The sequence below is a fragment of the Brevundimonas sp. genome, from assembly GCF_036963785.1.
GTDB lineage: Bacteria > Pseudomonadota > Alphaproteobacteria > Caulobacterales > Caulobacteraceae > Brevundimonas.
Genome location: NZ_JBALUS010000003.1, coordinates 450,303 through 476,155 on the forward strand (window position 1 = coordinate 450,303; position 25,853 = coordinate 476,155).

26 protein-coding genes are annotated in these 25,853 nt (G+C 67.5%); 20 read left to right on the forward strand and 6 right to left on the reverse strand.

All coding sequences use genetic code 11. From position 1 onward, the window contains the following. Positions 1 to 29 precede the first annotated feature (29 nt). The 14 genes from ruvC to V7672_RS08995 all read left to right on the forward strand — a co-directional run bounded on the left by ruvC (position 30) and on the right by V7672_RS08995 (position 12,698). Positions 30 to 536, forward strand: a complete 507-nt coding sequence (gene ruvC / locus V7672_RS08930) for a crossover junction endodeoxyribonuclease RuvC (RefSeq protein WP_335624242.1) — start codon at positions 30 to 32, stop codon at positions 534 to 536. After that, positions 533 to 1,150 carry a Holliday junction branch migration protein RuvA gene (gene ruvA / locus V7672_RS08935; protein WP_335624243.1) on the forward strand — a complete coding sequence of 206 codons (618 nt, stop codon included), beginning with the start codon at positions 533 to 535 and terminating at the stop codon, positions 1,148 to 1,150. Before ruvC ends, ruvA begins: the two co-directional genes overlap by 4 nt. Next, positions 1,147 to 2,181 (forward strand): Holliday junction branch migration DNA helicase RuvB, encoded by a 1,035-nt coding sequence (gene ruvB / locus V7672_RS08940; RefSeq protein ID WP_335624244.1) that lies wholly within the window; start codon positions 1,147 to 1,149, stop codon positions 2,179 to 2,181. The genes ruvA and ruvB overlap by 4 nt, the downstream gene beginning before the upstream one ends. A gap of 56 nt (positions 2,182 to 2,237) precedes the next feature. Continuing rightward, entirely contained in the window at positions 2,238 to 2,615 is a 378-nt protein-coding gene (locus V7672_RS08945; protein WP_335624245.1) for a hypothetical protein, read from the forward strand. Then, entirely contained in the window at positions 2,612 to 3,073 is a 462-nt protein-coding gene (locus V7672_RS08950; RefSeq protein WP_335624246.1) for a YbgC/FadM family acyl-CoA thioesterase, read from the forward strand. Before V7672_RS08945 ends, V7672_RS08950 begins: the two co-directional genes overlap by 4 nt. A gap of 86 nt (positions 3,074 to 3,159) precedes the next feature. Next, positions 3,160 to 3,894 (forward strand): protein TolQ, encoded by a 735-nt coding sequence (gene tolQ, locus V7672_RS08955; RefSeq protein ID WP_335624247.1) that lies wholly within the window; start codon positions 3,160 to 3,162, stop codon positions 3,892 to 3,894. Positions 3,895 to 3,897: 3 nt separating this feature from the next. Then, complete coding sequence (locus V7672_RS08960) at positions 3,898 to 4,377, forward strand: ExbD/TolR family protein (RefSeq protein ID WP_335624248.1); 480 nt, start codon at positions 3,898 to 3,900, stop codon at positions 4,375 to 4,377. Positions 4,378 to 4,380: 3 nt separating this feature from the next. Continuing rightward, positions 4,381 to 5,154: a hypothetical protein gene (locus tag V7672_RS08965; protein WP_335624249.1), complete on the forward strand. Its 774-nt coding sequence runs from the start codon at positions 4,381 to 4,383 to the stop codon at positions 5,152 to 5,154. A 251-nt stretch (positions 5,155 to 5,405) separates the two neighbouring features. Beyond that, a complete protein-coding gene (gene tolB, locus V7672_RS08970; protein WP_442889216.1) occupies positions 5,406 to 6,722 on the forward strand; it encodes a Tol-Pal system beta propeller repeat protein TolB in 1,317 nt (438 codons plus the stop codon). Between the two features lie 146 nt (positions 6,723 to 6,868). Continuing rightward, positions 6,869 to 7,420 (forward strand): peptidoglycan-associated lipoprotein Pal, encoded by a 552-nt coding sequence (pal, locus tag V7672_RS08975; protein WP_335624251.1) that lies wholly within the window; start codon positions 6,869 to 6,871, stop codon positions 7,418 to 7,420. Between the two features lie 145 nt (positions 7,421 to 7,565). Continuing rightward, complete coding sequence (locus tag V7672_RS08980) at positions 7,566 to 8,444, forward strand: tol-pal system protein (RefSeq protein WP_335624252.1); 879 nt, start codon at positions 7,566 to 7,568, stop codon at positions 8,442 to 8,444. A gap of 83 nt (positions 8,445 to 8,527) precedes the next feature. Further along, entirely contained in the window at positions 8,528 to 9,715 is a 1,188-nt protein-coding gene (tilS, locus tag V7672_RS08985) for a tRNA lysidine(34) synthetase TilS (RefSeq protein WP_335624253.1), read from the forward strand. A 69-nt stretch (positions 9,716 to 9,784) separates the two neighbouring features. After that, entirely contained in the window at positions 9,785 to 11,734 is a 1,950-nt protein-coding gene (gene ftsH / locus V7672_RS08990; RefSeq protein ID WP_335624254.1) for an ATP-dependent zinc metalloprotease FtsH, read from the forward strand. A gap of 4 nt (positions 11,735 to 11,738) precedes the next feature. Next, positions 11,739 to 12,698, forward strand: a complete 960-nt coding sequence (locus V7672_RS08995; RefSeq protein WP_335624255.1) for an alpha/beta fold hydrolase — start codon at positions 11,739 to 11,741, stop codon at positions 12,696 to 12,698. Here the strand turns inward: V7672_RS08995 and V7672_RS09000 are convergent. Next, a complete protein-coding gene (locus V7672_RS09000; RefSeq protein ID WP_335624256.1) occupies positions 12,695 to 13,675 on the reverse strand; it encodes an LLM class flavin-dependent oxidoreductase in 981 nt (326 codons plus the stop codon). The two genes, V7672_RS08995 and V7672_RS09000, sit on opposite strands and share 4 nt — an antisense overlap. Before the next feature lie 169 nt (positions 13,676 to 13,844). Between V7672_RS09000 and V7672_RS09005 the strand changes: the two genes are divergently transcribed. Beyond that, positions 13,845 to 15,056 carry a hypothetical protein gene (locus V7672_RS09005; protein ID WP_335624257.1) on the forward strand — a complete coding sequence of 404 codons (1,212 nt, stop codon included), beginning with the start codon at positions 13,845 to 13,847 and terminating at the stop codon, positions 15,054 to 15,056. Here the strand turns inward: V7672_RS09005 and V7672_RS09010 are convergent. The 3 genes from V7672_RS09010 to V7672_RS09020 are packed head-to-tail and all read right to left on the reverse strand — an operon-like array spanning position 15,028 to position 17,788. After that, positions 15,028 to 15,963 carry a pirin family protein gene (locus V7672_RS09010; protein WP_335624258.1) on the reverse strand — a complete coding sequence of 312 codons (936 nt, stop codon included), beginning with the start codon at positions 15,961 to 15,963 and terminating at the stop codon, positions 15,028 to 15,030. The two genes, V7672_RS09005 and V7672_RS09010, sit on opposite strands and share 29 nt — an antisense overlap. Positions 15,964 to 15,965: 2 nt before the next feature. After that, positions 15,966 to 17,267, reverse strand: a complete 1,302-nt coding sequence (locus V7672_RS09015) for an SMP-30/gluconolactonase/LRE family protein (RefSeq protein WP_335624259.1) — start codon at positions 17,265 to 17,267, stop codon at positions 15,966 to 15,968. 32 nt (positions 17,268 to 17,299) lie between these two features. Beyond that, the gene (locus V7672_RS09020) at positions 17,300 to 17,788 is read right to left on the reverse strand and encodes an Lrp/AsnC family transcriptional regulator (protein ID WP_335624260.1); all 489 of its coding nucleotides are present in this window, start codon (positions 17,786 to 17,788) and stop codon (positions 17,300 to 17,302) included. 144 nt (positions 17,789 to 17,932) lie between these two features. Here V7672_RS09020 and V7672_RS09025 point away from each other — a divergent pair, with 144 nt between their 5' ends. From V7672_RS09025 to lpdA, 4 genes are read left to right on the forward strand one after another with little or no spacing between them, the layout of a single operon-like run. Next, entirely contained in the window at positions 17,933 to 19,165 is a 1,233-nt protein-coding gene (locus tag V7672_RS09025) for a thiamine pyrophosphate-dependent enzyme (RefSeq protein ID WP_335624261.1), read from the forward strand. A gap of 2 nt (positions 19,166 to 19,167) precedes the next feature. Further along, positions 19,168 to 20,289, forward strand: a complete 1,122-nt coding sequence (locus V7672_RS09030; protein WP_335624262.1) for an alpha-ketoacid dehydrogenase subunit beta — start codon at positions 19,168 to 19,170, stop codon at positions 20,287 to 20,289. Between the two features lie 2 nt (positions 20,290 to 20,291). Beyond that, entirely contained in the window at positions 20,292 to 21,965 is a 1,674-nt protein-coding gene (locus V7672_RS09035) for a 2-oxo acid dehydrogenase subunit E2 (RefSeq protein WP_335624263.1), read from the forward strand. 4 nt (positions 21,966 to 21,969) lie between these two features. After that, positions 21,970 to 23,367 carry a dihydrolipoyl dehydrogenase gene (gene lpdA, locus V7672_RS09040; RefSeq protein ID WP_335624264.1) on the forward strand — a complete coding sequence of 466 codons (1,398 nt, stop codon included), beginning with the start codon at positions 21,970 to 21,972 and terminating at the stop codon, positions 23,365 to 23,367. A gap of 1 nt (position 23,368) precedes the next feature. Here lpdA and V7672_RS09045 read toward each other — a convergent pair whose 3' ends face one another. Further along, entirely contained in the window at positions 23,369 to 24,715 is a 1,347-nt protein-coding gene (locus V7672_RS09045; RefSeq protein WP_335624265.1) for a sensor histidine kinase, read from the reverse strand. Positions 24,716 to 24,866: 151 nt separating this feature from the next. Between V7672_RS09045 and V7672_RS09050 the strand changes: the two genes are divergently transcribed. Then, entirely contained in the window at positions 24,867 to 25,268 is a 402-nt protein-coding gene (locus V7672_RS09050; RefSeq protein WP_335624266.1) for a hypothetical protein, read from the forward strand. Between the two features lie 63 nt (positions 25,269 to 25,331). On the opposite strand, the gene V7672_RS09055 is transcribed toward V7672_RS09050, so the two are convergent. After that, positions 25,332 to 25,832 carry a YciE/YciF ferroxidase family protein gene (locus V7672_RS09055; protein WP_335624267.1) on the reverse strand — a complete coding sequence of 167 codons (501 nt, stop codon included), beginning with the start codon at positions 25,830 to 25,832 and terminating at the stop codon, positions 25,332 to 25,334. Positions 25,833 to 25,853: the final 21 nt, after the last annotated feature.

Consider the following 25,853-nt stretch of genomic DNA (forward strand, 5'->3'; position numbering starts at 1 on the left):
GCTAACCCTCTTTCGGGCACATAGAACGGATGGCGAACGAACCGACTCGCATTCTGGGGCTGGACCCGGGCCTGCGGCGCACCGGATGGGGCGTCGTGGTGGCCGAGGGGTCGCGCCTGCGCTGGATCGCGCACGGGGTGGTCACGCCGCCCGAGCGGGCCCCGTTCAGCGAGCGCCTGCTGCATCTGTTGGAGGCCGTGGGCGAAATCTGCGCCGCCCACGCCTGTGACGAGGCGGCCATCGAGGAGGTGTTCGTCAATATGAACCCGGCCTCGACGCTGAAGCTGGGCCATGCGCGGGCGGCGGTCATGCTGGCGCCTGCCCGGTGCGGGCTGAGCGTCGCCGAATATGCGCCGAACCTGATAAAGAAGGCGGTGGTTGGCGCTGGTCATGCCGACAAGAGCCAGATCGCCTTCATGGTCAAACGGCTCTTGCCGGCGGCGGGCGATGTGACGGCCGATGCCGCCGACGCCCTGGCGGTCGCCATCACCCACGCCCAGCTGCGCAAGCGGGCCCTGCTGGCGGGGGCGGCATGATCGGCAGACTGCGTGGCGTGCTGGCCGAGGTCGAGCTCGACCATTGCCTGATCGACTGTATGGGCGTGGGCTATGTCGTGGCGTGCGGATCGCGGACGCTGGGCCGGATGCCGGCGCCGGGCGACGAGGTGACCCTGCATATCGAGAGCAGCTGGTCCGCCGAGAACGGGCCGCGCCTGTACGGATTTCTGAGCCGGGATGACCGAGGGGCCTTTACCACCCTGACCGGAATCCAGGGCGTAGGGCCCAAGGCAGCCCTGTCGGTGCTGGATGTGTTGCCGCCCGGCGACCTGGCGGCCGCCGTGGCCCGCGAGGACAAGGCCGCTGTGGCGCGTGCCAATGGGGTGGGGCCGAAACTGGCCCTGCGGATCGTCACCGAGCTGAAGGGCAAGCCGCTGGGCGCCGGGGGCCTGACAGTCGGCGCTGGCGCCGGACCCGTTCCAGCGACGCCGGCAGTGCCCTCCCTGACCGGTGAGGCCGTGGCGGCCCTGCTGGGTCTGGGCGTGGTCGAGGTCAATGCCCGCCGGGCCGTGGATCAGGCCCTGATCCGACTGGGTGAGGGAGCGGACCTGTCCGCCGTCATCCGCGCGGCGCTGCAGGAGCTGGGCCGATGACCGACGAGCGCATCCTGTCGGGCGATGCCGCGCCGGGTGAGGTCTACGACCGCGCGCTGCGACCGCAGACGCTGGACGAATTCGTCGGCCAGCCGCAGGCCAAGGGCAATCTGAAGGTCTTCATCGACGCCGCCCGGGGGCGGGGCGAGTCGCTGGACCATGTGCTGCTGTTCGGACCGCCGGGCCTGGGCAAGACGACGCTGGCGCAGATCGTGGCGCGCGAACTGGGCGTGGGCTTCCGGGCGACCTCGGGGCCGATCCTGGCCAAGGCGGGGGATCTGGCGGCCATATTGACCAATCTGGAACCGCGCGACGTCCTGTTCATCGACGAGATCCACCGGCTGGCGCCCACGGTCGAGGAGATCCTGTACCCGGCCATGGAGGACCATGTGCTGGACCTGATCATCGGCGAGGGGCCGTCGGCGCGCTCGGTGCGGATCGATCTGGCGCCCTTCACCCTGGTGGGGGCGACGACGCGGGCGGGCCTGCTGGCCACGCCGCTGCGCGACCGGTTCGGCATTCCGCTCAGGCTCGAGTTCTACAGCCCCGAGGAGCTGGTCAAGGTGATCCTGGGGGCGGCGCGCAAGATGGGCGCGGCCGTGGCCGAGGATGGCGCGCGCGAGATCGCCACCCGGTCGCGGGGCACACCGCGTGTAGCCGGACGGCTGCTGCGCCGGGTGCGCGACTTTGCCGATGCCGAGGGAGCCAAATCCATCGACCGGCTGGTGGCGGCGCGGGCGCTGGCGCGGCTGGAAGTCGACGAGGCGGGTCTGGACAGTCTGGACCGGCGGTTCCTGAAGGCCCTGATCGAGAACTATGGCGGCGGGCCGGTCGGCATGGACACCCTGGCGGCCGCCATCGCCGAGGCCCGCGATGCGGTCGAGGATGTGATCGAGCCCTATCTGCTGCAGCAGGGCTTCATCCAGCGCACCCCGCGCGGACGCATGGCCTGTGCCCGGGCCTATGCCCACCTAGGTCTGGCGGAACCGCCCAGGGCGCCGGAGCAGGGTGGGCTGTTCGGCGGGAAATAGGCCGACGCCCTTCACCCCGGGGACGAACGCCTTCATGCTGGTCGCAAGGAGGCGGCATGGCACGGCGCATCAGTGTGAACAGGGTTCTTGCGGTGCTCGGCGGTGCGGTGCTGCTGCTGGCGGCGGTGGTTCTGTGGCGCGTGGTCGACACGGGGGGCCTTGCGCGAGAGCCGGTGGTCGAGCGGGTCCGGGGACAACTGGCGGACTATGACGCGTCGCTTGAGTTGTTCGACATGACTGACGGGCGCACCCCCGGTGTGGTGTGCGGCTATGCCGGCACACCCGGCGACCGCGCCAGCGCGGTGCGGTTTGTGGCCCGGCCCAACCGGTTGCTGACCAGTGCCGACCCGCTGCCGGGTGAGTTCCGCGACCAGATCGAGTCGGAATGCCCCGGCTATTTCGCGACTGTCCCTCGTGCGGGAGGCGCAGGATGAGCGACCATCCCACCGCAGGCCGTTTTGACGGACGCGAGCACATCCTGCCGGTGCGCATCTATTACGAGGACACGGACTTCACCGGTCTGGTCTATCACGGCGCCTATGTGCGGTTCTTCGAGCGAGGGCGGTCGGACTTTCTGAGGGCGGCGGGCATCGGCCATGCGGACCTGCTGGACGGGGCGCGGCCGCTGGCCTTTGCCGTGTCGAAGATGTCGCTGGAGTTCGTGCGGCCCGCCCGGATCGACGACGCCCTTCAGGTCATCACCACCTATGACACGATGCGGGGGCCGCGCATGCAGATCGCCCAGCGGATCGAGCGGGCCGGAGAGGTGCTGTGCCGGGCGGAGGTCGAGGCCGTCTGTATCCGTCCGGATGGCCGCCCCACGCGCCCGACGCCCGCCCTGATTGCCGCCGTCCAGCCCTGGCTTTCGCCCTTGCCGGTTGCAGGGGGATGACGCCGGGCGCCCGGCCCGCTAATCCGCCATCAAATGGTCACGCCTTGACGCTGCAAAGGGCGTGACGCTGTTCCCAGGATCGATCCATGACCGTGCCCGCCGAAGCCTCCCTGCTGAACCCCGTGGAATTGTTCATGGCCGCCGACTGGGTGGTCAAGGCCGTGATGATCGGCCTGGCCGTGGCCTCGATCTGGTCGTGGGCGATCATCATCGACAAGCTGTTCCGCTTTGCCGCGCTGAAGCGTCAGGCGGACCAGTTTGAGAAGGCCATTTCGTCCGGGCGGTCGCTTGAGGAGATCGCGCATCAGGCCGGGCCCAACCCCGATCCCATCCTGCCGCGTATGCTGGTGGCTGCGGTCACCGACTGGCGCGAGGCCCGCGCCCGCCAGACGATGAGCGAGGCCCAGAGCCACCTGTTGATCTCGCGGATCGACCGCGCGCTGGACAGCCTGATCGCGCGCGAGAGCCAGCGGATCGAGACGGGCCTGGGCGTGCTGTCGGTGGTGGCGACTTCCAGCCCCTTCATCGGCCTGTTCGGCACGGTCTGGGGGATCATGAACGCCTTTGACGCCATCGCCTCGGCCGGCAACACCAATCTGACGACGGTGGCGCCGGCCATTGCCGAAGCCCTGTTCGCCACGGCCATCGGTCTGGCGGCGGCCATTCCCGCCTATATCGCCTACAACGCCTTTTCGATCGAGGCGGGCAAGTTCGCCGGTCGACTGGAGAGCTTTGCCGACGACCTGCAGGCCGCCATCGCCCGGCGGCTGGGCACCGGTCCGGCTACGCCGCCCTCGTCCTCCACGCCGCGGGAGCTCTGAACCATGGCCATGGGAGGACCCGGCGGAGGCGGCCATGTGCGGGGTCGCAGACGCCCTCGCAAACGCCCGCTGAGCGAGATCAACGTCACACCGCTGGTCGATGTGATGCTGGTGCTGCTGATCATCTTCATGATCTCGGCGCCGCTGCTGACCGTGGCGGTTCCGGTCGACCTGCCCGAAACCGAGGCCAGTGCCGTCGAGTCGACGCAGGAGCCGGTGACGGTCTCCATCAACTCCGCCGGAACGATCTTCGTGGGTGAGCGCGAGGTGGCGTTCGACAGCCTGATCGGCGCGGTGCTGGATGACGGTGGGGCCGATGCCCGCGACCGTCCCCTGTTCCTGCGGGCTGATGCCCAAGTGCCCTATCAGGCCGTCGCCCGGGTAATGGCGCGCCTGTCGACCAATGGCTTCGTCAAGCTGAACCTGATCACCGATACGGCCGGGAACACAGCCAGCGCCGAGCCCGTCGAGGGCGACCTCTGAGCCATGGCGAACGGCGCTCCTTCCTTTCTCGGATCGCTCCTGCTGCATGCAGGGGTGATCGGCCTGGCCCTGATCGCCTGGCCGAAGGAGGCGGATGCGCCGCGCGAGATGATGGGCTCGGTGCCGGTCTCGATCGTATCCGAAACCACTGTGCTGGCGGCCGCGCCCGATAATCCCGCCGATGAGCTGATCACCGAGGACGGATCGAGCTCGCCGGAACTGCCGGCCGAAGTGCTGCCCGAGGCCGAGCCGACACCGACGCCGCCCCTGCAGCGGCCGGAACCGGTGCCCAAGACAACGCCCAGGTCCCAGCCGGAGCAACCCCGCACGCCCCCCCGTCAACCGCCGCCGCAAAGGCCCACGCAGCCGCGCGAGGAGCCGGGACTGAACCTCGGAGAACTGTCCGAGCGGCCGCAACGAGGCACGACATCGGGCCGTCCCTCGACGGGCGACAGCGGGACGGGACAGGCTCCCCGCGCCATGGGACGGGCGGATCTGAACTCAATTGGCACCCAGGTGACGCCCAACTGGAACCCGCCGTGCCATCTGCCCGGGATTGAAGAAGTGACGCTGCGCGTTCAGGTCCGCATGTCGGAAGACGGGCGCCTCATTGGCTCGCCGCGCGTCCTGAATCCTCGCAGTGACGCGACGGGACGGGCGGCGTCCGACAGCATTCTTCGCGCCATCCGCATCCCTCCTCGCTACCGCATGCCGGTCGGCTATGAGGAACAGGACTTCGTCCTGAACTTCCCCTTGGCCCAGGCCTGCAACCGCTGACCCTGTGGTCCGTTGGCCTAGGGACGTTCAACCTTCGTCAGGACGTCATGATCAAAGATGACAATCGCGTGCGCGGCGCGAGGGCGGCCTGAAAGTCGCCTCAATCGCGCACATGGTGGCGATAAGACATATGGTGGCGCTAGGGTCGCGCCGCCCCGGTATTGAGTTCGGAGGAACGCATGGGTTTCAAGCGGCGGATGCAATCGGCAACAGGGGTCGGGGCTACGCTTGGCCTTGGACTGGCGCTGGCTATGGGCGCGCCCCAGGCTGCGCTGGCGCAGGAACCGGCTCCGCTTCAGGAAGTGATCGTCAGCGAGGGTGTGCTGCGTCCCCTGCCGATCGCCGTTGTCGGTTTCAGCGGCCAGTACGGCACCGAGATTTCCAGCGTCATCAGCGGCAATCTGCGTCGCTCGGGCTTCTTTGACCCGCTCAACCCGGCCAGCTTCATCGAGACCGACCTGTCGCTGGCCAACCAGCCGACCTTTCCGCAATGGACCTCGATCGGCGCCGAAGTGGTGCTGTACGGCTCGGTGACGCCGCGCCCGGATGGCCGAAATGACGTGGGCTTTCGCCTTTACGACACCTACCGGGAGTGCCAGCTGGTCAGCTACCAGTTCACGGCCACGCCCGAGCAGTGGCGCCGCATCGCCCACAAGATTTCCGACGTCGTCTATCAACGCATGACGGGCGAGAGCGGCTTCTTTGACACCCGCGTGATCTATGTGGCCGAAAGCGGCACCCAGCTGAACCGGCTCAGCCGCCTCGCGATTGTGGATCAGGACGGCTACAACCCGGTCTTCCTGACCCAGGGCGACGAAGTGATCATGTCGCCGCGCTTTTCGACCTCGGACCCCAATGAGGTCACCTATGTCGCGCTCGGCCAGGACTACAGCCGCATCTATCTGAAGAATCTGTCGACCGGCCGGCAGGAGTCGCTGGGTGAATTCGACGGTCAGGTTCTGGCGCCGCGCTATTCGAACGACGGCTCCAAGATCGCCTTCTCAATCATCCGGGCGGGCAACACCGACGTCTATACGATGGACCTGCGCTCGCGCGAGCTGCGCCGCCTGACCAGCGATCCGGGCATCGATACCTCGCCCAGCTTCTCTCCGGACAACCGCCGGCTGGTGTTCACCTCGGACCGGTCGGGGTCGGCGCGCCTGTATGTGATGAATGCGGACGGATCGGGCCAGCGGCCGATCTCGCGCGGCGGCGGGTCCTACACCGCGCCGTCCTGGAGCCCGCGCGGCGACCTGATCGCCTTTACCAAGCAGCAGGGCGGACAGTTCCACATCGGCGTCATGGACACCGACGGCACCGGTGAACGCATCCTGTCATCCAGCTATTTCGAGGAAGGCCCGTCGTGGGCGCCGAACGGCCGCTACATCATGTTCGCCCGTCAGACGCGCGGCGGGGATACACGCCTGTGGACCGTTGATCTGTCGGGCCGGGTCATCGCCCAGGCCGGCTATGACGGACGCGGATCCAGCCCCGCCTGGTCGCCCCTGCTGGACGCGCCTCCGGCCAACCTCGGCTATGGCCAGGCGCCCGACAGCTGCCCCAGCTGACCGGCGAAATAGCCTCACAGGAGAATCCGCGAACCCAATGGATCAACAGTGCGTTACCGTTGCTATGACGCGGTTATCTGTTCGGCTAGCGCTTTGAAATCGTCACGCTTGCCCGCCATTGTGGCGGACCCCCCTAGGAGAGCCTCATGATCAAGTCCCGTATCCTCCGCCTGGCCCTGGTGGGCGTGGCTGTGTCGGCCATGGCCGCCTGCGCCCGTCCGGCCGCGGACCCCGGCCCCATGGCCGATAACGGCGGCACCCAGCAGCCCGGCACCAACACCACCTATCCGGACCGTCCGGTCACGGGTGGCGACATGGGCGCCGCGCGCCCCGGTTCGGCCGAGGAATTCGCCAACACCATCGGCGACCGCGTCTATTTCGACCTCGACAGCTATACGATCCGTCCCGAGGCCTATCCGCGTCTGAACCAGCAAGCCGCCTGGCTGCGCCAGTATCCGGCCGTCACGGTCCGCATCGAAGGCAATGCCGATGAGCGCGGCACGGCCGAATACAACCTGGCCCTGGGCGCCCGCCGCGCCGAGGCCGTCCGCACCTATCTGGTCCAGCAGGGCGTGCCGGCCTCGCGTATCGACACCATTAGCTTCGGCAAGGAGCGTCCGATCGCGCAGGGCTCGAACGAGGAATCGTGGGCTCGCAACCGCAACGCCCACACCGCCATCGTCTCGGGCGCCCGCTGATCCGGGCTGCCTGACGATCGGGCAAGCGAGGGGGCGTGTCCGCCGGGCATGCCCCCTTTCGCTGAGAGTTTAGGCCTGACCGGGTCAGGCTGTGTCAGGGTGGCGTGCCTTGTCGAGGCCGCAAATCCGTGGAACGAGACGCGTCATGTTCAAGTTTTTCTCTCGTCTGAAGATCGTCCGGTCGGCCCCGGGCAAATCGGCTGCAGGCCTTGCCGTGCTGGCCTTTGTCGGCGCGACCATGCTGGCCAGCCCGACCGTCGCCCAGTCCAATGAGGGTGAGCCGATTGTCTGGGATGCGCGCCGCCTGAGCACGCTGGAGCGCAATGTCCGCCGGATCGAGCGGGCCCTGTTCCAGCGCAACTCTTCGGGCCAGCCCTTCATCATGGAGCCCGACCCCGAGGTCGTGGCCCTGCAGGGGCAGATGGTCAGCGTTGACACCCGACTGGCCGATGTCGAGCGGACCCTGCAGCGCATGAACGGCGATATCGAGCGCCTGACCTTTGCGCTGGACGAGACCGAGCGCGAGAACACCCTGCTGCGGCAGCAGTTGACCGATGCCGAGGCGCGCATCGAGGAACTGGAGTCCGCCGCCCGCCTGGAGGCGGAGCTGACTGCTCCGATCGAGCCCAACTCCCCCAGCGGGACGGCCGGGGGCGATCTGCGTGCTGCGGATCGACTGATGGCTGAGGACAGCCGCCGAGGGGCGCGGGCCTATGAGGTCCTGCTGGTCACCTGGCCGGACGAGCCCGAGGCGCGTCTGGCGGCCGTGCGTCTGGCTGACCTCTATCTCGCCAATGATGCCGCCGCGGCGGTGCCCCTCTATGCCCAGGCTCTGAGCGGCTGGCCTGCCGAGCCGTGGGCGGCCAAGGCCACGGTCGATCTGGCCCAGGCGCTGGTTGCGACGGATCGCAACACCCAGGCCTGTGCGGCCCTGACGGACTTCAACCGACGCTATGCCGAGACCGCCCCGGCGGCGCTGAAGACCCGTGCCACCTCGGTCCGGACCGAGGCCGGCTGCCGCTGAGCGAGGCCCTGACCGGGCTGGTGGGGCGCGCACGGGCGGCGCTCGATGCACGCCTTCTGTCTGGTGATCCTGCACCGGTTGCGGTGGCCGTGTCTGGCGGTGGCGACTCGATCGCCCTGTTGCATCTGGCGCATGAGTGGGCCGCCGCGCATGGCCGGTCGCTGGCCGTCCTTCATGTCGATCATTGTCTGAACCCCCACAGTCGCGTCTGGCATGACCGGGTTCGGGATATGGCCAGGCGGCTTGGGGCGACTTTTCACAGCGCGCGCTGGGAGGGGCCCTGGCCTGACACAGGCCTGCCCGCCGCCGCCCGGGCAGCCCGTCATGCGCGGCTGGCGGAGATGGCGCGAGCGGTCGGGGCGCGCGTCATCCTTACCGGCCACACCGCCGATGATGTGGCCGAGGGCCGGTGGATGCAGGCCCAAGGCTCGACGCTTGGGCAGTTGCGGGACTGGAGCCCGTCGCCGGCCTGGCCCGAGGGGCGCGGCCTGATGCTGCTGCGGCCCTTGCTGGGCGAGCGGCGGACTGACTTGCGAGACTGGTTGAAGGCGCGGGGGATCGACTGGATCGAGGACTCTACCAATGTCGACCTTCGCTATGGCCGTAGCCGGGCCCGGCTAGCTCTGGCGGAGGGTGAGCAGGCCCCTGTTCCGCAACAGGACAGGCCGGCCCCGTCCACGGGCATGACCGCGGACGAATGGGGTGTTGTCCGCGCCCGCCGCGAGACGGACCCGAGGACGCTGGCCTTCGGACTGGTCGTGGCCGGCGGCGGCGTGCGCCCCCCGCGCGGCGACCGGCTGGCGAGGTTGGCAGCGCGGATCGCGGCGGGCGGGAACTTTACGGCGGGCCTTGCCGGGGCACGGCTGATCGCGGCGACGGACGGTCTGATGCTGGTTCGCGAGGCGGGCGACTACCGCCGGCGGGGTGAGCCGGTCAGGGATCTGATTCCCGGCGCCGAGGTGGTATGGGACGGTCGCTTTGCACTGACGGTAGATGAGCCCGGATGGCGCGTGACACCGCTTTCGGGCCGCGCGGCAAGACTGGGGCGGGCGGATCGGGCGATTGTGGCCGGTCTGCCGGCGGCGGCGCGGCCGAGCCTGCCTGTGCTCATTCGGGACGATGAAGCCGGGCCGGTTCTTGCACAGTCGAGGGCCCGGGTTGAGGCTCTGGCCGCGTGTCGGCTGGCGCTCGGCCTGGGGCAGGTTAAGCACGAGGCCGATTTGAAGTGTCGCAGGGAATGGCGCACGGATGGACGAGCCCCTATTTTGTGACGATACACAGTTCCGGGCGACCGGACCGGGCGGCTCCTGACGGGGGTCGCGCCACACACTGAGGAACACATGAACCTTCGCAGATTCGCCGTCGTCGGCATGATCATCCTGGGGATGCTGGCCATCTATGCCGCCATGAGTCAGGGTGGGGGCGCCCTGTCCGGCAAGGACGGCGAGGCTGGCAGCAATGCCCCGCCGGAGGAGATCACCTATTCGCAGCTTCTGAGCGCGATTGAGGAAAACCGCATCAAGGCCGTGGAGGTCCAGGGCGAAAGCCTGACCGGCGTGTTCAGCGACGACACCCGGTTTGAGTCGGTCACCCCCATGCCGAATGCCGATCTGATTGCCCAGATCCAGGCGACGGGCGCCGAGGTGCAGGTCAAGTCCATGCGCCAGCCGCTGTGGATGAGCATCCTGCTGGGCCTGCTGCCGATCTTTGTGCTGGTCGGCCTGTTCCTGCTGATCACCCGCCAGATGCAGGGCGGGGCGCGCGGGGCCATGGGCTTTGGCAAGTCCAAGGCCAAGCTGCTGACCGAGCACAAGGGTCGCAAGACCTTTGCCGATGTCGCCGGCGTCGATGAAGCCAAGGATGAGCTGCAGGAGGTGGTCGACTTCCTGAAGGACCCGGCCAAGTTCCAGCGTCTGGGCGGCAAGATTCCCAAGGGGGCGCTGCTCGTTGGCCCTCCGGGTACCGGCAAGACGCTGCTGGCGCGTGCGGTGGCGGGTGAGGCGGGCGTGCCCTTCTTCTCCATCTCGGGCTCGGACTTCGTCGAGATGTTCGTCGGCGTCGGCGCCAGCCGCGTGCGCGACATGTTCGAACAGGCCAAGAAGAACGCCCCCTGCATCATCTTCATCGATGAAATCGACGCCGTGGGCCGTCACCGGGGCGCGGGTCTCGGCGGCGGCAATGACGAGCGCGAGCAGACGCTGAACCAGCTGCTGGTCGAGATGGACGGTTTTGAATCGAACGAAGGCATCATCCTGATCGCGGCGACCAACCGGCCCGACGTGCTGGATCCCGCCCTGCTGCGTCCCGGCCGTTTCGACCGCCAGGTGGTGGTGCCCAACCCCGATGTCTCGGGTCGCGAAAAGATCCTGCGTGTCCACATGAAGGATGTGCCGCTGGCCGCTGACGTCAATGTCAAGACTCTGGCGCGCGGCACGCCCGGTTTCTCGGGTGCCGACCTGGCCAATCTGGTCAATGAGGCGGCCCTGCTGGCGGCGCGCAAGGACCGCAAGATGGTCACCCATCGCGACTTCGAGGACGCCAAGGACAAGGTCATGATGGGCGCCGAGCGCAAATCCATGGCCATGAACGAGGAAGAGAAGCGCCTGACCGCCTATCACGAAGCGGGACACGCCATCGTCGCCATCAACGTCAAGATGGCCGATCCGGTGCACAAGGCCACCATCGTGCCGCGCGGGCGTGCGTTGGGCATGGTGATGCAGCTGCCGGAAGGCGATCGCTATTCGATGAAGCATCAGCAGATGATCGACCGCATCGCCATCATGGCCGGCGGCCGGGTCGCCGAGGAGCTGATCTTCGGCAAGGAGAACATCACCTCGGGTGCGTCATCCGATATCGAGCAGGCGACCAAACTGGCCCGCGCCATGGTCACCCGTTGGGGCTTTTCGGACAAGCTGGGCACGGTGGCCTATGGCGAGAACCAGGAAGAGGTCTTCCTCGGTCATTCGGTGGCGCGCAGCCAGAATGTCTCGGAAGAGACGGCCCGCATCATCGATGAAGAGGTCAAGCGGATCGTCACCGAGGGCTGGAATGCCGCCCGCAAGATTCTGAAGGCCAAGGCCAAGGACCATGAAATCCTGTCGCAGGCCCTGCTGGAGTTCGAGACCCTGTCGGGCGACGAGATCCTGGCCCTGCTGAAGGAAGGCAAGCGCCCGGATCGCGACGGCGAGAATGATCCGACGCCGGGGCCTTCGGTCTCGGTGCCGGTGACGCCGGTCACCGAGGTGCCGGTACCCGAGGCCAAGCCCGAACAGCCGACAACGGTCCACTAGGGCGGTGCAGACCCGCCGGATCGCCACCGACGGCCTGACGCAGTCCGTGCTGGAAGCGGGCGAGGGGCCGCTGGTGCTGCTGATCCACGGCTTTCCCGAGCTGGGGATCAGCTGGCGGGCGCAAGTGCAGGCGCTGGCGGCGGCCGGCTGGCATGCCGTCGCGCCCGACATGCGGGGCTATGGCGGCACGGACAAGCCTGAGGGCGTGGACCGGCACACCATCCTGCATCTGGTCGGCGACATGGTCGATCTGGTGCGCGCGCTGGGTCATCAGACCTGTGTCGTGATCGGGCATGACTGGGGCGCGCCGGTCGCCTGGCACTGCGCCCTGATGCGGCCCGATATTTTCCGGGCGGTGGCGGGGCTGAGCGTGCCGTTCCAGCCGAGGCGGCCGAGCGGCCCGCCGATCCCGGCGATGAAGGCGATCACGAAGCGGGCGGGGCTGGGCGATCTCTATATCGTCCGCTTTCAAGATGCGGACGCCCATACGCCACTGGACGCCGATCCGGAGACCGCGCTTCGCAAGATGTTCTGGGCCTATGACGGGGCGACTGCGGTCGGGGACCGCCACACCGGATTTCTGCAGCCCGGCGTGAGCATGACCGACAGCATCGCAGACCACGCTGTTCTGCCCCCGTGGATGTCGGACGCCCACTTTGCGGAATATGTCGCCGCCTTCTCTGCCGGCGGGTTTGCCGGGCCGCTGAACTGGTACCGGGCCATGGACCTGAACTGGTCGCTGACCGCCTGGCTGCAGGACCGCCGCATCACCGTGCCGTCGCTGTTCGTCGTCGGCCAGAGTGATCCGGTCAGGCATTATGCCGGACCGGCAGAAGCCGCACTCAAGGACTGGCTGACCGACCTGCGCGGCCAGCACGAGATCGAGGGGGCCGGCCACTGGATCCAGCAGGAACGGCCCGAGGTCGTGAACCAGCTGTTGCTAGACTTCCTCAGCGAGCTTTAGGCGGCGGCCTCGGCGGTGATTTCCAGGCTGCGGAGCCGGGCGTCCAGATCGTGGATCATGCCGGTGACCATGATTTCATCGACATTTGTCAGGGCCCGGAAGTCCGCGAGCGACTTGCGCACAGCCTCACCGTCGCCGATGGCGGCATAGGTCAGGCGGCTGTCGACCGCGGCGCGTTCCTGATCCGTCAGGACGGTGGTGATGTCGTCGACCGGGGGCTTGAGCCGCCCGGGCGTGCCGCGCACCACATTGGCAAAGGCCATCTGCATCGAGGTCGCCAGCCGCTGCGCCTCGGCCGTCGTGTCGGCGGCAAAGACATTGATGACGGCCATCGCGTGAGGGCCGTCCAGCGCCTTGGACGGGCGGAACCCCTCGCGATAGATCTTGAGCGCGGGCAGCAACAGTTCCGGCGCGAAATGGCTGGCAAAGGCGAACGGCAGGCCCAGCTGCGCGGCCAGTTCGGCGCTGAACAGGCTGGAGCCCAGCAGCCACAGCGGCACATTCGAGCCCTGACCGGGCCAGGCCGAGACCCGCTGGTCCTCGACTGCCGGGGCCAGATAGGATTGCAGCTCCAGAACATCCTGCGGGAAGCGGTCGGCCCCGTCGAAATAGCGGCGCAGCGCCCGCGCGGTCGGCCCATCCGTGCCCGGAGCGCGTCCGAGGCCCAGATCGATCCGGCCGGGATAAAGGGCGTCCAGCGTGCCGAACGCCTCAGCCACCATCAACGGCGCATGGTTGGGCAGCATGATGCCCCCGGCCCCCACGCGGATCGTCGTCGTCTGGCCTGCGACATGGCCGATGGCCACGGCGGTCGCGGCCGAAGCGATGCCCGGCATATTGTGATGCTCGGCCAGCCAGAAGCGGGTGTAGCCCAGCCGCTCGGCCGTGCGGGCCAGCTGGGCGGACTCGGCGAGGGCGCGACCGGCGTCGCCGCCTTCGACGACAGGTGACAGATCAAGAACAGACAGGGATGACATGCCCTTCAGATCGTCATCCCGGCGCGGCGTTCAAGACGGCGCGCCGGATTCAGCGGCAAGCGCTGCTGCAACGTCCCGCTAACCCTGAAAATTCAGGGTGATCGTAAAGCAGTGGGCAAGGCGGGGCTGTCAGGATGGGCGCCCATTCTTGGAGGTATGCAGAGCCGCCGTGCCCAGTACCGTTCCCCTGACCCACCTCGCGTCCTCGCGTCGGGACCAGCTGGACCGCGTGATCGAGGCGGGACTGGCGGCGCAGGGTCGCGTGTTCGCCCTGTCGCTGGAGCCGGTCAGGCAGTCCCTGGGGGACCGATGGGAGGTCAAGCGCGACCATATCTGGGACGTGGCCGAGCGCACGCTGGAGAGACGCCTGCCCCCGCCCGATGTCTTAATGCGGGTGGACGACACCACCTTTGTCGCCGCCGTGGCGTCGCAGGATGCTTATGACGGTCAGGTTCTGTGCGCCGATATTCTGAGGGGCCTGCTGTCCTTCTTCCTGGGACGGAATGCTGACGACGATGTGGTGCTGAAGCGCGTGGCGTCGCTGGACGGCGGCGGCCTGCAATGCGTGCAGATCGACCCGTTTGCGCCCCGACCCTTGAAGCCCTCGCAGGACTCGCCGCCCGCGCCCGCGCGCGGGCCCGAAGACTGGACACCGCCGTTGGCCGGGCGGCGACACACGGCATCCATCCAGACCGCGAGCCATGCGCCGGTCGAAGTGGCGTTCGAGATCGTCCCCGTCTGGCGCCTCGACACGGACTCTATCGGGGCGTTTCGCATCGCGCGCCACGTGGCCGATGCCGAGGCCCTGACCTCGGCCCAGGTGGAGGCGGTCGACCGGGCGACCATCGAATTTCTGCTTCCCCTGCTGGACGAGTATCGGCAGGAAGGCGGGGTCTTCGCCCTGATCGCCCCCCTGTCCTTTTCGACCCTGGCGCTGGTGCGACCGCGTTTGGCGCTGATCCATCAATGGGCATCCGTCGCGGATCTGATGCGTCAGGCGGTCATCCTTGAGATGCAGGATGTCGATGCCGGGGTACCGACCGGTCGCACGGGCGAGACCGCGGCGATGATGGCGCCCTTCTTCCGGGGGCTGATGGTCGGCATCGACGATATCGGCGCGGTGGCCAAGGCCCTGTCCGAACATCCGTTCAGCGGAGTCGTGATCGACGGGGATCGGCTGTCAGTGACCGCGCTTCTGGGGCGGCTGATCCGCGCCGCGCGAAAGGCGACCCGGAACATCCTGCTGGTCAACGGGCCGTCAGGCCTGGACGAGGACTCCCTCAGGGGTGCGGGCGTCACCCATGTCGCCGCCCGCGAGGCGTCCTGCACACCTGTGCCGGAAGCGGATCCGGTCAGACCGGATGCGTTGGCCCCGGCTTGACGCCGGCGTCTGTCTCGGAGATCGACGGCGTGTCGGGCAGGGGGATGAACTCGCGATCGTCGTCCTTGGGCAGGTTCATGCGCCCGGCCTTCCAGTCGGCCTTGGCCTGATCCAGACGGGCTTGGCTGGAGGCCACGAAATTCCACCAGATCAGGCGCTGGCCGACGGGCTCGCCGCCCATGACCATGACGGTCGACGGGCGGATGGCCTTGATGGTCGGCTCGGCGCCGGGCTCCAGAACCACCAGCTGGCCTTCACCAAAGGTGCGGTCGCCGACCTCGATCTCGCCATGCACGACATAGAGGGCCCGTTCGCTCATGCCGCCGGCACCCTTGCCGGGGGGCGGGGCGGTGCGCACGCCCTCGGCCAGCTCCCAGTGAACATAAAAGAGCGGCGACGACACCGGCACGGCAGCCTTGGCCCCATAGGCCTCGCCCGCGACCAATCGGGCATAGAGACCGGCATTGTCATAGGTGGGCTGGTCGTCCTCCCCATGGTGATGGAAGGCGGGGTCGGTCTCTTCCAGGTCGTCGGGCAGGGCGATCCAGGCCTGCATGCCGTGCATGGGGCCGCCGGTCGAGCGTTTCAGCGGGTCGGTGCGCTCGGAGTGGACGATGCCCTTGCCGGCCGTCATCCAGTTGACCTCACCCGGGCGGATCGGCTGGCTGTAGCCCAGATTGTCCCGGTGATGGATCTCGCCCTCGAACAGATAGGTCAGGGTCGACAGGCCGATATGGGGGTGGGGCCGCACATTGACGCCCTCGGCACCGGGCGCGAACTCGGCCGGGCCCATATGGTCCAGAAAGATGAAGGGGCCGACCATGCGCCGCGCGTGGAAAGGCAGGATGCGACCGACCTCGAACCCACCGAGGTCCTTCTTGCGGGCCTCAATCACCATTTCGATCATCGTCAGGGCTCCGGGGTCAGGGGCAGTCGGGAAATCTGGGCGGGCGGAAGATCTGGCTGGCGCGGGGCGCCGTCAGCGTCAAAGCCATTCCACTGCGAACGCGAGACGAAGACAAGCTGTCCGTCGACGACGATCGCGGTCGTCGGCTCTTCCATCTCCGGCAGGTTGGCGGCCAGCACGGTGAAGAGGGCCACCCACTCGTGGTTCGGATAGAGCACCAATCGCACCACGCGCTGCGGGTTCACGCCATTCTGTATGGCGAACAGCCGCGTGCCGTCGGTAGCCAGTCCGTCGATACCGACGAGGGTGTCATCGGGGGGCAGGGCGACCGGCACGGGCGCGCCGCCGTCGAGGGGCATGCGCCACAGGCCCGAGCTGTAATCGGCCACGAACAGGGTATTTCGCACCACGGCCAGTCCCTGGGGAGAGCCGAAGACGCCGGTGACAAAGGGGCTCAGCGCCTGATCGGGAGCGGCCAGTCGGTAGAGGTCGCCGGACTGGCCATCCGCGACGACCACGGAGCCGTCCGGCAGGAGGACGAGATCGCCCAGACCATGGTCGCGGCCATCGGCGGGCGCGGGCCAGGCGCGCACCACCCGGCCGGTGTCCAGATCGATCTGCAGCAGGGCGGTGGCGGGCGCCGGACCCGACCGTCCGTGCACGGCCGGGGGCAGGGGCGCGGTCGTGGCCCACAGGATGCCGCGCACCTCATCGAGCGCCAGGCCGACCACGCCGGAAACCGCCGGATGGGGCTGGAGCCAGGGGCTGACGGTGCCGTCGTCCGCCACGGCGACAATGGTGCGTCCGGCGATCTGGGAGACCAGCCAGCGACCGTGGCGGATATCGCGCACCACGCTTTCGGCCAGAACGGTGCCGTCCAGCTGGAACAGGGGCTCAAGCGCCCCCGCCCCGACCGGCGCCCGGTTGTCCGTGATCAGGTCGGCGATGATCTGTGCTGCCGCAGCGTGGTCCGGCTGTGTCCGCAGTTCCGTGATGGCCTCTTCGGCGTCCACGTCGAACACCAGACCGGCCCCGCCGTAGCGCCCGTAATGGATCAGGGCTTCCAGCGGATCGCCCATGGCCATGGCCACACGCGCCCGCAGGATCATCAGACCGGGATGGTTGGAAATACGTTCGTCGGCCTCGGCCAGCCGGGCGGAGGCCGTGACCAGATCATCCGCCCGGGCTGCGGCCAGACCCTCGGCGCGCAGGCGCCGGAAAGCTGCGACATCGCCCTCGGGCTCCTGGGCCACCGCCATGGACGACCCGAACACCATCAGGGCCGACACCAAGCCCGCAATCATCCCCCGCATCGTGTCGCCCCCCAAGGCTGAGCCTAGTTCACATGCGCGCTGACGATGCCGAGCGGCAGGGCGGTGACGTTCTTGACCCCGCGCGTGACGATGTGGCTTTCGCAGTCCGAGACGATGCCCAGGGCCAGCAGTTTCTCGCGCAGGAATTTGTCAAACGCATGCATGTCGGAGGTGACGATCCGCAGCACATAGTCCTCGCGACCGGTGATGGTGGCGCACTGCACCACTTCCGGCCACTCGCCGACCGCCGCTTCGAAAATCTCGAGATTCTGGGTCGACGGCAAGTTCAGTTTGACGATGGCATAGACCTCGAAGTCCAGGCCCAGCTTCTCCGCATCCAGCAGGGTGACCCGCTTGCGGATATAGCCGGTATCCTCCAGTCTCTTGATGCGCCGCCAGCAGGGCGAGGCCGACAGGCCCACCTTTTCGGCCACGTCGGCAACCGAAAGCCCGGCATCGTGTTGCAGGATGTCGAGGATGCGGGCGTCGATCGCGTCCAGTTCGTCGGCCAATGCGTTTCTCCTGATCTCGTTTCGACGCAATAAAATACCTTGATTAGGCGGAATGCAAGGTCGGATTTGAGCGAGCAATGAAAGATCGCCCGTGCTAGATCGCTGGGTGAGGAAACGCTGACGGATCAACTGACGGCAATCGCAATGAAAAAGAACACCAAAGCCCTGTCCCTGCGGGTTCCCGAGCCTTCGGGCCGCCCCGGTGACACCCCGGATTTCAGCCATCTGAAGCTGGACGCCCCCGGCTCGGTCGCCCGCCCCGATGCGCTTGGCGACCATCATGACATGCGCGACCTGGCCTTCCGGCTGGTCCGCGTGCTGGACGACGAGGGCAAGGCCGTCGGGCCGTGGGATCCGAAGCTGGACCCCGAGACGCTGCGCAATGGCCTCAAGGCCATGATCCTGACGCGCGCCTTCGACGACCGGATGCACCGCGCCCACCGTCAGGGCAAGACCAGCTTCTACATGAAGTGCACGGGCGAGGAGGCCATCGCCGTCGCCCAGGGCATGATCCTGCCGCGCGAGGATATGGGCTTTCCAACCTACCGCCAGCAGGGCCTGTTGATCGCGCGGGGCTATCCGCTGGTCGACATGATGAACCAGATCTATTCGAACGCCTCGGACCCCATCAAGGGCCGCCAGCTGCCGATCATGTACTCCAGCCGGGACTATGGCTTCTTCACCATCAGCGGCAATCTGGGCACCCAGGTACCGCAGGCCGTCGGCTGGGCCATGGCCTCGGCCTACAAGGGTGACGACAGGCTGGCGATCAGCTGGATCGGCGACGGCGCCACGGCCGAGGGCGACTTCCACAACGCCCTGACGTTTGCCGCTGTTTACCGGGCGCCGGTGATCCTCAACATCGTCAACAATCAGTGGGCCATCAGCTCCTTCCAGGGCATTGCCGGGGGGCTCGAAACCACCTTTGCCTCAAAGGCGATCGGCTATGGGCTGCCGGCGCTGCGCGTGGACGGCAATGACTTCCTCGCCGTCTGGGCCGCGACCCAGTGGGCCGAGGAGCGCGCCCGCGCCAACAAGGGCGCCACCGTCATCGAGCTGTTCACCTATCGCGGCGCGCCGCACTCGACCTCGGATGACCCCAGCCGCTATCGCCCCGGCGACGAGCGCGAGAAATGGCCGCTCGGTGACCCGATCGCCCGCCTGAAGCAGCACCTGATCGCGCTCGGCGAATGGTCGGACGCGCAACAGGAAGCCGCCGAGAAGGACGCCGTCGAACAGGTCCGTGCGGCGGGCAAGGAGTCCGAGGCCATCGGCACGCTCGGCCAGTCGCGGCCCAGCGTGAAGACGATGTTCGAGGATGTGTTCGCCACCGAAGACTGGCGTCTGGTCGAACAGCGCCGCGAAGTGGGGGTCTGAGAATGAGCGAGCAAACCTTCACCGACGCCGACCGCAACGACGGCATCGAGCCCGACATGGTCGATCAGGACAGCGCGCCGAAATCGACCGCCGCCGGCAGCGGCACCGTGCCGATGAACATGATCCAGGCGCTGAACTCGGCGCTCGACGCCAAGATGGCCGAGGACCCGAATGTGCTCTCGTTCGGCGAGGATGCGGGCTATTTCGGCGGTGTCTTCCGCGTCACCGACAAGCTGCAGGAAAAGCACGGCCTGACCCGCAGTTTCGATGCCCCGATCAGCGAGTGCGGCATCGTCGCCGCCGCCATCGGCATGGGCGCCTACGGCCTGCGCCCGGTCGTCGAGATCCAGTTCGCCGACTACATCTATCCGGCCTATGACCAGATCGTCTCGGAGGCGGCCAAGCTGCGCTACCGCTCGGCCGGCATGTTCACCAGCCCGATCACGGTGCGCTCGCCCTACGGCGGCGGCATCTTCGGCGGCCAGACGCACAGCCAGAGCCCCGAGAGCCTGTTCACCCACATCGCCGGCCTGAAGGTCGTCGTGCCCAGCAACCCCTATGACGCCAAGGGCCTGCTGACCGCCTGTATCGAGGACGACGATCCGACCATCTTCTTCGAGCCCAAGCGCCTCTACAACGGCCCCTTCGACGGCTGGCACGAAAAGCCCGTCAGCCCGTGGAAGGCCCAGGAGCTGGCCCAGGTGCCGGCCGAGAAATACACGGTGCCGCTGGGCAAGGCGCGCATCATGAAGGAAGGCGCCGACGTCACCATCCTGGCCTGGGGCACCATGGTCTGGGTGTCGCTGGCCGGGGCCGAGCATGCCGGTGTGGATGCCGAGGTGATCGACCTGCGCTCGCTGGTGCCGCTCGACATCGAGGCCATCGAGGCCTCGGTCAAGAAGACCGGCCGCTGCGTCATTGTGCACGAGGCGCCGAAAACCTCCGGGTACGGAGCAGAACTGTCGGCGCTGGTGCAGGAGCGCTGCTTCTACCACCTCGAGGCGCCGATCGCGCGGGTCTGCGGCTGGGACACCCCCTATCCGCACGCCTTTGAGTGGGAATATTTCCCCGGCCCCGAACGGGTGGCCGAGGCCCTGAAATCGACCATGAACGGAGGGCGCTGAGCATGGGACGCTATGTGTTCAAACTGCCCGACGTGGGCGAAGGCACCGCCGAGGCGGAACTGGTCGGCTGGCACGTCAAGGTCGGCGACCGGGTCGAGGAGGACCAGATCCTCGCCGACATCATGACCGACAAGGCGACCGTCGAGCTGACCTCGCCGGTGGCCGGCACGGTGACCGCAGCCCACGGCGAGCCCGGCCAGCAACTGGCGGTGGGCTCGCCCCTCGTGGAGTTCGAGGTCGAGGGTGCGGGGAATGCTGCGGCTGAGGCAGAGGCCGCTCCCGCACCCGCCAAGGCCCCGCCGGCCCCTGAGCCCAAGGCCGAAGCGCCGCAGGTGGAGGCGGCGCCCGTCGCAACTTCGGCGAGCGGCGCCAACTATGTCTTCAAACTGCCGGACGTCGGCGAGGGCACGGCCGAGGCTGAGCTGGCCGGCTGGCACATCAAGGTCGGCGACGCGGTCGAGGAAGACCAGATCATCGCCGACATCATGACCGACAAGGCGACCGTCGAGCTGACCAGCCCGGTCGCCGGCACGGTTGTGGCCCTGCACGGCGAGCCCGGCCAGCAGCTGGCCGTCGGCGGGCCGCTGGTGTCCTTCAAGGTCGAGGGCAAGGGCAATGTGTCGGCGGCGGTGCCTGCGTCTGCTCCGGCCCCCTCCACCGCGCAGGCGCGGTCCCCCTCCCCCGACGGGGGAGGAATGAAAGCGCCGTCGCCGTCTCCCAAATCTCCCCCCGCCGGGGGGAGTACCGGCGCAGCCGGGGAGGGGGGCAAGACCCGCACCCTGTCCGCCCGGGGTGAACGCCCGCTGGCCTCGCCTGCGGTGCGCCAGCGTGCCCGCGACCTCGGCGTCGAACTGCAGTTCGTGCCCGGCTCCGGGCCGGCCGGCCGCATCGAGCACGGCGATCTCGACGCCTACGTCGCCTCGGGCAGCCACGGATCGTCCGCCTCCGGATCATCGGCCTCGACCTATGCCCGGGCCGAGGGCACGACCGAGACCCGCATCATCGGCCTGCGCCGCAAGATCGCGGAGAAGATGGCCGAGAGCGTGCGCCGCATCCCGCACATCACCTATGTCGAGGAAATCGACATGACGGCGGTCGAGGAGCTGCGCGCCCATCTGAACGCGACGCGGGCCAAGGACCAGCCCAAGCTGAACGTCCTGCCCTTCATCGCCCGCGCCATCGTGGTGGCTCTGCGCGACCAGCCGACCATCAACAGCCACTATGACGACGAGGGCGGGGTGCTGACGACGCACAACGCCGTCCACCTGGGCATCGCCGCCCAGACGCCGAATGGCCTGATGGTGCCGGTGGTCCGCCACGCCGAGGCGCGCGATCCGTATGATACGGCGCTGGAGATCGCCCGCGTCTCGGGCGCGGCCAAGGACGGCACGGCCAAGCGCGACGAACTGTCGGGCTCGACCATCACCATCACCTCTCTGGGCACCCTGGGCGGGGTGGTCCACACGCCGATCATCAACCACCCCGAGGTCGCCATCGTCGGCCCCAACAAGATCGCCGAGCGCGTGGTGGTCAAGGACGGCCAGATGGTCGTCCGCAAGATGATGAACCTGTCCTCCAGCTTCGACCATCGCATCGTCGACGGCCATGACGCGGCGGTGTTCGTGCAGCGCATCAAGGGCCTGCTGGAGCACCCCGCGACGCTGTGGATGACCTGAGACAATGACCCAGACCCTCTCCACCAAAGTCCTCATCATCGGTGCCGGTACCGGCGGCTATGTGGCCGGAATCCGCTGTGGCCAGCTGGGCCTCGATACCATTCTCGTCGACGGCGGTGACGGGCTGGGCGGGACCTGCCTGAATGTCGGCTGCATTCCGTCCAAGGCGATCATCCATGCGGCCTCGAAATTCGAGACGGTGGCCAAGGCGGCGGACGGTGGCACTCTGGGCATTACGGCCTCGAAGCCGGCCATCGATCTGAAGGCGACCGTCGCCTGGAAGGACGGCATTGTCCGTAAGCTGAACGGTGGGGTCGCGGCCCTGCTCAAGAAGGCCAAGGTCAAGGTCATCAACGGCTGGGCCGAGTTCTCGGACGCCAAGACCTGCACCGTCAAAACCGATGACGGCGACATCATCATTTCCGCCGAACATGTGATCCTGGCCACGGGCTCCGAGCCGGTCGAATTGCCGTTCCTGCCCTTCGGCGGGGATGTGATTTCCTCGACCGAGGCGCTGGCGCTGGATGCGGTGCCCGGCAAGCTGGTCGTGGTCGGCGGCGGCTATATCGGGCTGGAGCTGGGCATCGCCTATCGCAAGCTGGGGGCCGAGGTCGCCATCGTCGAAATGGCCGACCGGCTGCTGCCGCTCTATGACAAGGCGCTGACCGATCCGGTCGCCAAATGGCTGGAGAAGCATGGCGTCGAACTGCATCTGGGCGCGAAGGCCCGGTCGTTCGAGAAGGGCCAGCTGAATGTCACTGCGAAGGACGGCGCCGCCCTGAAGCTCAAGGCCGACAAGGTGCTGGTCACCGTTGGTCGCCGCCCCCGCACCAGGGGCTGGGGCCTCGAGAATATGGGCGTGGCCATGGCCGGTGCGTTCGTGAAGATCGACGACCGCTGCGCCACCTCGATGCGCAATGTCTGGGCCGTCGGCGATCTGACCGGTGAACCCATGCTGGCCCACAAGGGCTCGGCCCAGGGCGAGGTCGTGGCGGAAATCATCGCCGGCCATGACAAGCGCTTCGACCCCGTCACCATCGCGGCGGTGTGCTTCACCGAGCCGGAAATCGTCTCGGCCGGGCTGGGCCCGCAGGACGTCGAGGGCCGCGACGATGTGATCACCGCCATGTTCCCCTTCATGGCCATCGGCCGCGCGTTGGCGCTGGAAGCCGGTGACGACGGCGGGTTCGTGCGGGTGCTGGCGTCAAAGACGGATCACCGGATTCTGGGAATCCAGGCCGTAGGCCAGCATGTGTCAGAGCTGTCGAACAGCTTTGCCCAGATGATGGAGATGGGCGCGGTGCTGGAGGATGTGGCCGGGACCATTCACGTCCATCCGACCATGGGCGAGGCCTTCCACGAGGCGTCCTTGCGCGCGCTGGGACACGCGATCCACATCTAGGTCAGGCGGCGGCTCGACTTTCGAGTCGCACCGGTGCCTGGTCAAAGACGGCTTCGAAGGTAAAGACCGAGCCCTCGCCCGGGATGGAGCGAACGGTGATGTCGCCGTCCATCAACCGGGCCAGTCGCTGGCAGATGCTAAGTCCGAGGCCCGTCCCGCTGAAGCTGCGGGTCGAGGATTCATCGACTTGGGCAAAGGGCTGGAACAGGCGGTCCACATCCTGGGCGTCGATGCCTATGCCCGTATCGCTGATGGCCACATCCAGTCGCGTGCGGCCCTGGCCAAGATCGGTGCCGGTGACGGCCAGGTCGACCGTGCCCCGCTCGGTGAACTTCACGGCATTGCCGAGCAGATTATGGGTGATCTGGCACAGACGGAGCGGATCCAGCGCCAGGGCGGCGGGCAGGTCGCCCCGCGTCTTGACCGTGAACGTCAGGCCCCGAGCTTCGGCGTGCGCCTGAAACGGGCCGATCATCTGCTGGACCAGGGCGTCGGTCGACACGGTCTGCGGACGCAACTCCATCTTGCCCGCCTCGATCTTGGTCATATCGAGGATGTCGTTCAGCAGTCCCATCAGCGAGTCGCCCGACGAGCGGATGATGTTGACCATTTCCGACTGCTTGTCGCTCAGCCCGGACATCTGCAGGATCTGGGCGGCGCCGAGCACACCGTTCATGGGGGTGCGCAGTTCGTGAGACACCACCCCGAGGAAGTTTGATTTGGCGGTGCTGGCGGCGTTCGCCCTGTCCCGTGCCTCCGCCAGCTCATCGATCAGTCTGGCCTGGGCCGCGTTGATCGCCGCCAGTTCACGATCCTTGATCTGGGTGATGACCACCTTGATGACCAGGGCCAGGCTGACCACCGGAATGAGGGTTGCGGCCACCCAGAAGGCCGAGGTGCCCCACAGGCCAGCCACGAGCCCGGCCACCACAGCGGTGTAGGGCAGGGACACGATCAGGGCCTCGCGCGGCTCTGCGCGCATCTGGGTAAAGACGAGTGTGTAGCCGCAGATCAGCAGGGCCGTGGCCACTGTGAAGCCCAGAGCCCCCCCTGTGGTCGCCGCCAGAAGCGGCGCCGCTGCCCAGGCGATGCAGGATGCGGTCGCCGTGAGCAGCTTCAGGCGGGCATGCTGGCCCGCGTTCGAGAGACGGATGCGGGTCTCGACAATGGTACGGGCGACGCCGGAAAGCGTGGCCACCAGAAACCAGGCCAGAGCCAGTTGCCAGGACGTCACCGCTGCAAGCACCAGGGCCCAGCTGGAGATGAGCCAATATCTCAGATGACCGGCCGCAATCAGCCGATGAAGCAAAGGCGGGGGCGAACCGGGCTCTGTCATAGGGACGGTCATGAGATAACTCCGTACCCCTAGTTTGTGCGGGCTTCTTCCTAAGCGAGAATGAACAAGCTTGGCAGCTATCGCGTGTGCATTACCGCGCTTTCACTTGAGTGGCTCGCCAGCCTGCCCCATCGTGGGGGTCACCCCAGATGGAGGATACCCCATGCGACTTTCCCTGATGATAGCGACCGTGGTTGCCGGTGTGGCCCTTGCCGGTGCCGCGAACGCCCAGGACCCCCATGCCGGCCATGAGGCCGCGCCGGCCCCAGAAGGCCAGTACAGCGCCTCTCTTACGCGGATGATCACCTCGACCGCCAACGGCGAATGCCCCGCCGATCTGATGGCGGCGGAACTGCTGACCGCCTGCAACGAACAGGTCGCCCAGATCGGACCGGCCCTGCAGTCCCTCGGGCCGATCAGCGACATGGCCTTTGTCAGCGCCGAGGGCGAGGGCGAGGCTCGCGTCGAGACCTATGAAGTCTTCTTCGAAGGCGGCCAGATGCTGACCTGGGGCATCGGCGGCTATACCGACGGCAAATTCATCGTCGCCTTCGTCACCGGCTGACAGCAGACATGGAAACGGGGCCGGTCCTGACGACCGGCCCCGTCTCTTTCTTCAAGCCGGACGTTACGCCGCGTCTTTCAGCGCCGCGTCATTGATGCGGGCGTCCGCAAGCTTCGTCAGATCCTCGTCGGTCTGCGACTCTTCCTGCAGGGTCTCGTCCAGCAGCTTGACCGCCTCGTCGAGACCGAGCACCTGGGCCCAGCGCTTCAGCGTGCCATAGCGCGTGATCTCATAGTGTTCGACGGCCTGGGCGGCGGCCAGCAGGCCGGCGTCGAGAGCGGGGTTGTCCTTGTACTCCTCGGCGATTTCGTCGCCCTCGGCGAGGATGCCGTTGATGGCATCGCAGGTCTTGCCGCGCGGGGTCTTGTCGATGATCTCGAACACGCGCTCCAGACGCTCGATCTGGCCCTCGGTCTGGGTCTCGTGCTTTTCGAAGGCCGCCTTCAGCTCTTCCGACTGTGCTGCACGCTTCATCTTGGGCAGGGATTTCAGGATCTTGCGTTCGGCATAATAGATGTCGCGCAGGGTGTCGTGGAACAGGGTGTTCAGGGTCTTCTCGGCCATGGTGTCCTCCTTGGGTGAGGC

Coding starts and splice junctions, on each gene's coding strand:
- ruvC (WP_335624242.1), top strand. CDS start 30: ATGGCGAACGAACCGACTCGCATTCTGGGGCTGGACCCGGGCCTGCGG.
- ruvA (WP_335624243.1), top strand. CDS start 533: ATGATCGGCAGACTGCGTGGCGTGCTGGCCGAGGTCGAGCTCGACCAT.
- ruvB (WP_335624244.1), top strand. CDS start 1,147: ATGACCGACGAGCGCATCCTGTCGGGCGATGCCGCGCCGGGTGAGGTC.
- V7672_RS08945 (WP_335624245.1), top strand. CDS start 2,238: ATGGCACGGCGCATCAGTGTGAACAGGGTTCTTGCGGTGCTCGGCGGT.
- V7672_RS08950 (WP_335624246.1), top strand. CDS start 2,612: ATGAGCGACCATCCCACCGCAGGCCGTTTTGACGGACGCGAGCACATC.
- tolQ (WP_335624247.1), top strand. CDS start 3,160: ATGACCGTGCCCGCCGAAGCCTCCCTGCTGAACCCCGTGGAATTGTTC.
- V7672_RS08960 (WP_335624248.1), top strand. CDS start 3,898: ATGGCCATGGGAGGACCCGGCGGAGGCGGCCATGTGCGGGGTCGCAGA.
- V7672_RS08965 (WP_335624249.1), top strand. CDS start 4,381: ATGGCGAACGGCGCTCCTTCCTTTCTCGGATCGCTCCTGCTGCATGCA.
- tolB (WP_442889216.1), top strand. CDS start 5,406: ATGGGCGCGCCCCAGGCTGCGCTGGCGCAGGAACCGGCTCCGCTTCAG.
- pal (WP_335624251.1), top strand. CDS start 6,869: ATGATCAAGTCCCGTATCCTCCGCCTGGCCCTGGTGGGCGTGGCTGTG.
- V7672_RS08980 (WP_335624252.1), top strand. CDS start 7,566: ATGTTCAAGTTTTTCTCTCGTCTGAAGATCGTCCGGTCGGCCCCGGGC.
- ftsH (WP_335624254.1), top strand. CDS start 9,785: ATGAACCTTCGCAGATTCGCCGTCGTCGGCATGATCATCCTGGGGATG.
- V7672_RS09000 (WP_335624256.1), bottom strand. CDS start 13,675: ATGTCATCCCTGTCTGTTCTTGATCTGTCACCTGTCGTCGAAGGCGGC.
- V7672_RS09010 (WP_335624258.1), bottom strand. CDS start 15,963: ATGATCGAAATGGTGATTGAGGCCCGCAAGAAGGACCTCGGTGGGTTC.
- V7672_RS09015 (WP_335624259.1), bottom strand. CDS start 17,267: ATGATTGCGGGCTTGGTGTCGGCCCTGATGGTGTTCGGGTCGTCCATG.
- V7672_RS09025 (WP_335624261.1), top strand. CDS start 17,933: ATGAAAAAGAACACCAAAGCCCTGTCCCTGCGGGTTCCCGAGCCTTCG.
- V7672_RS09030 (WP_335624262.1), top strand. CDS start 19,168: ATGAGCGAGCAAACCTTCACCGACGCCGACCGCAACGACGGCATCGAG.
- V7672_RS09035 (WP_335624263.1), top strand. CDS start 20,292: ATGGGACGCTATGTGTTCAAACTGCCCGACGTGGGCGAAGGCACCGCC.
- lpdA (WP_335624264.1), top strand. CDS start 21,970: ATGACCCAGACCCTCTCCACCAAAGTCCTCATCATCGGTGCCGGTACC.
- V7672_RS09045 (WP_335624265.1), bottom strand. CDS start 24,715: ATGACCGTCCCTATGACAGAGCCCGGTTCGCCCCCGCCTTTGCTTCAT.
- V7672_RS09050 (WP_335624266.1), top strand. CDS start 24,867: ATGCGACTTTCCCTGATGATAGCGACCGTGGTTGCCGGTGTGGCCCTT.
- V7672_RS09055 (WP_335624267.1), bottom strand. CDS start 25,832: ATGGCCGAGAAGACCCTGAACACCCTGTTCCACGACACCCTGCGCGAC.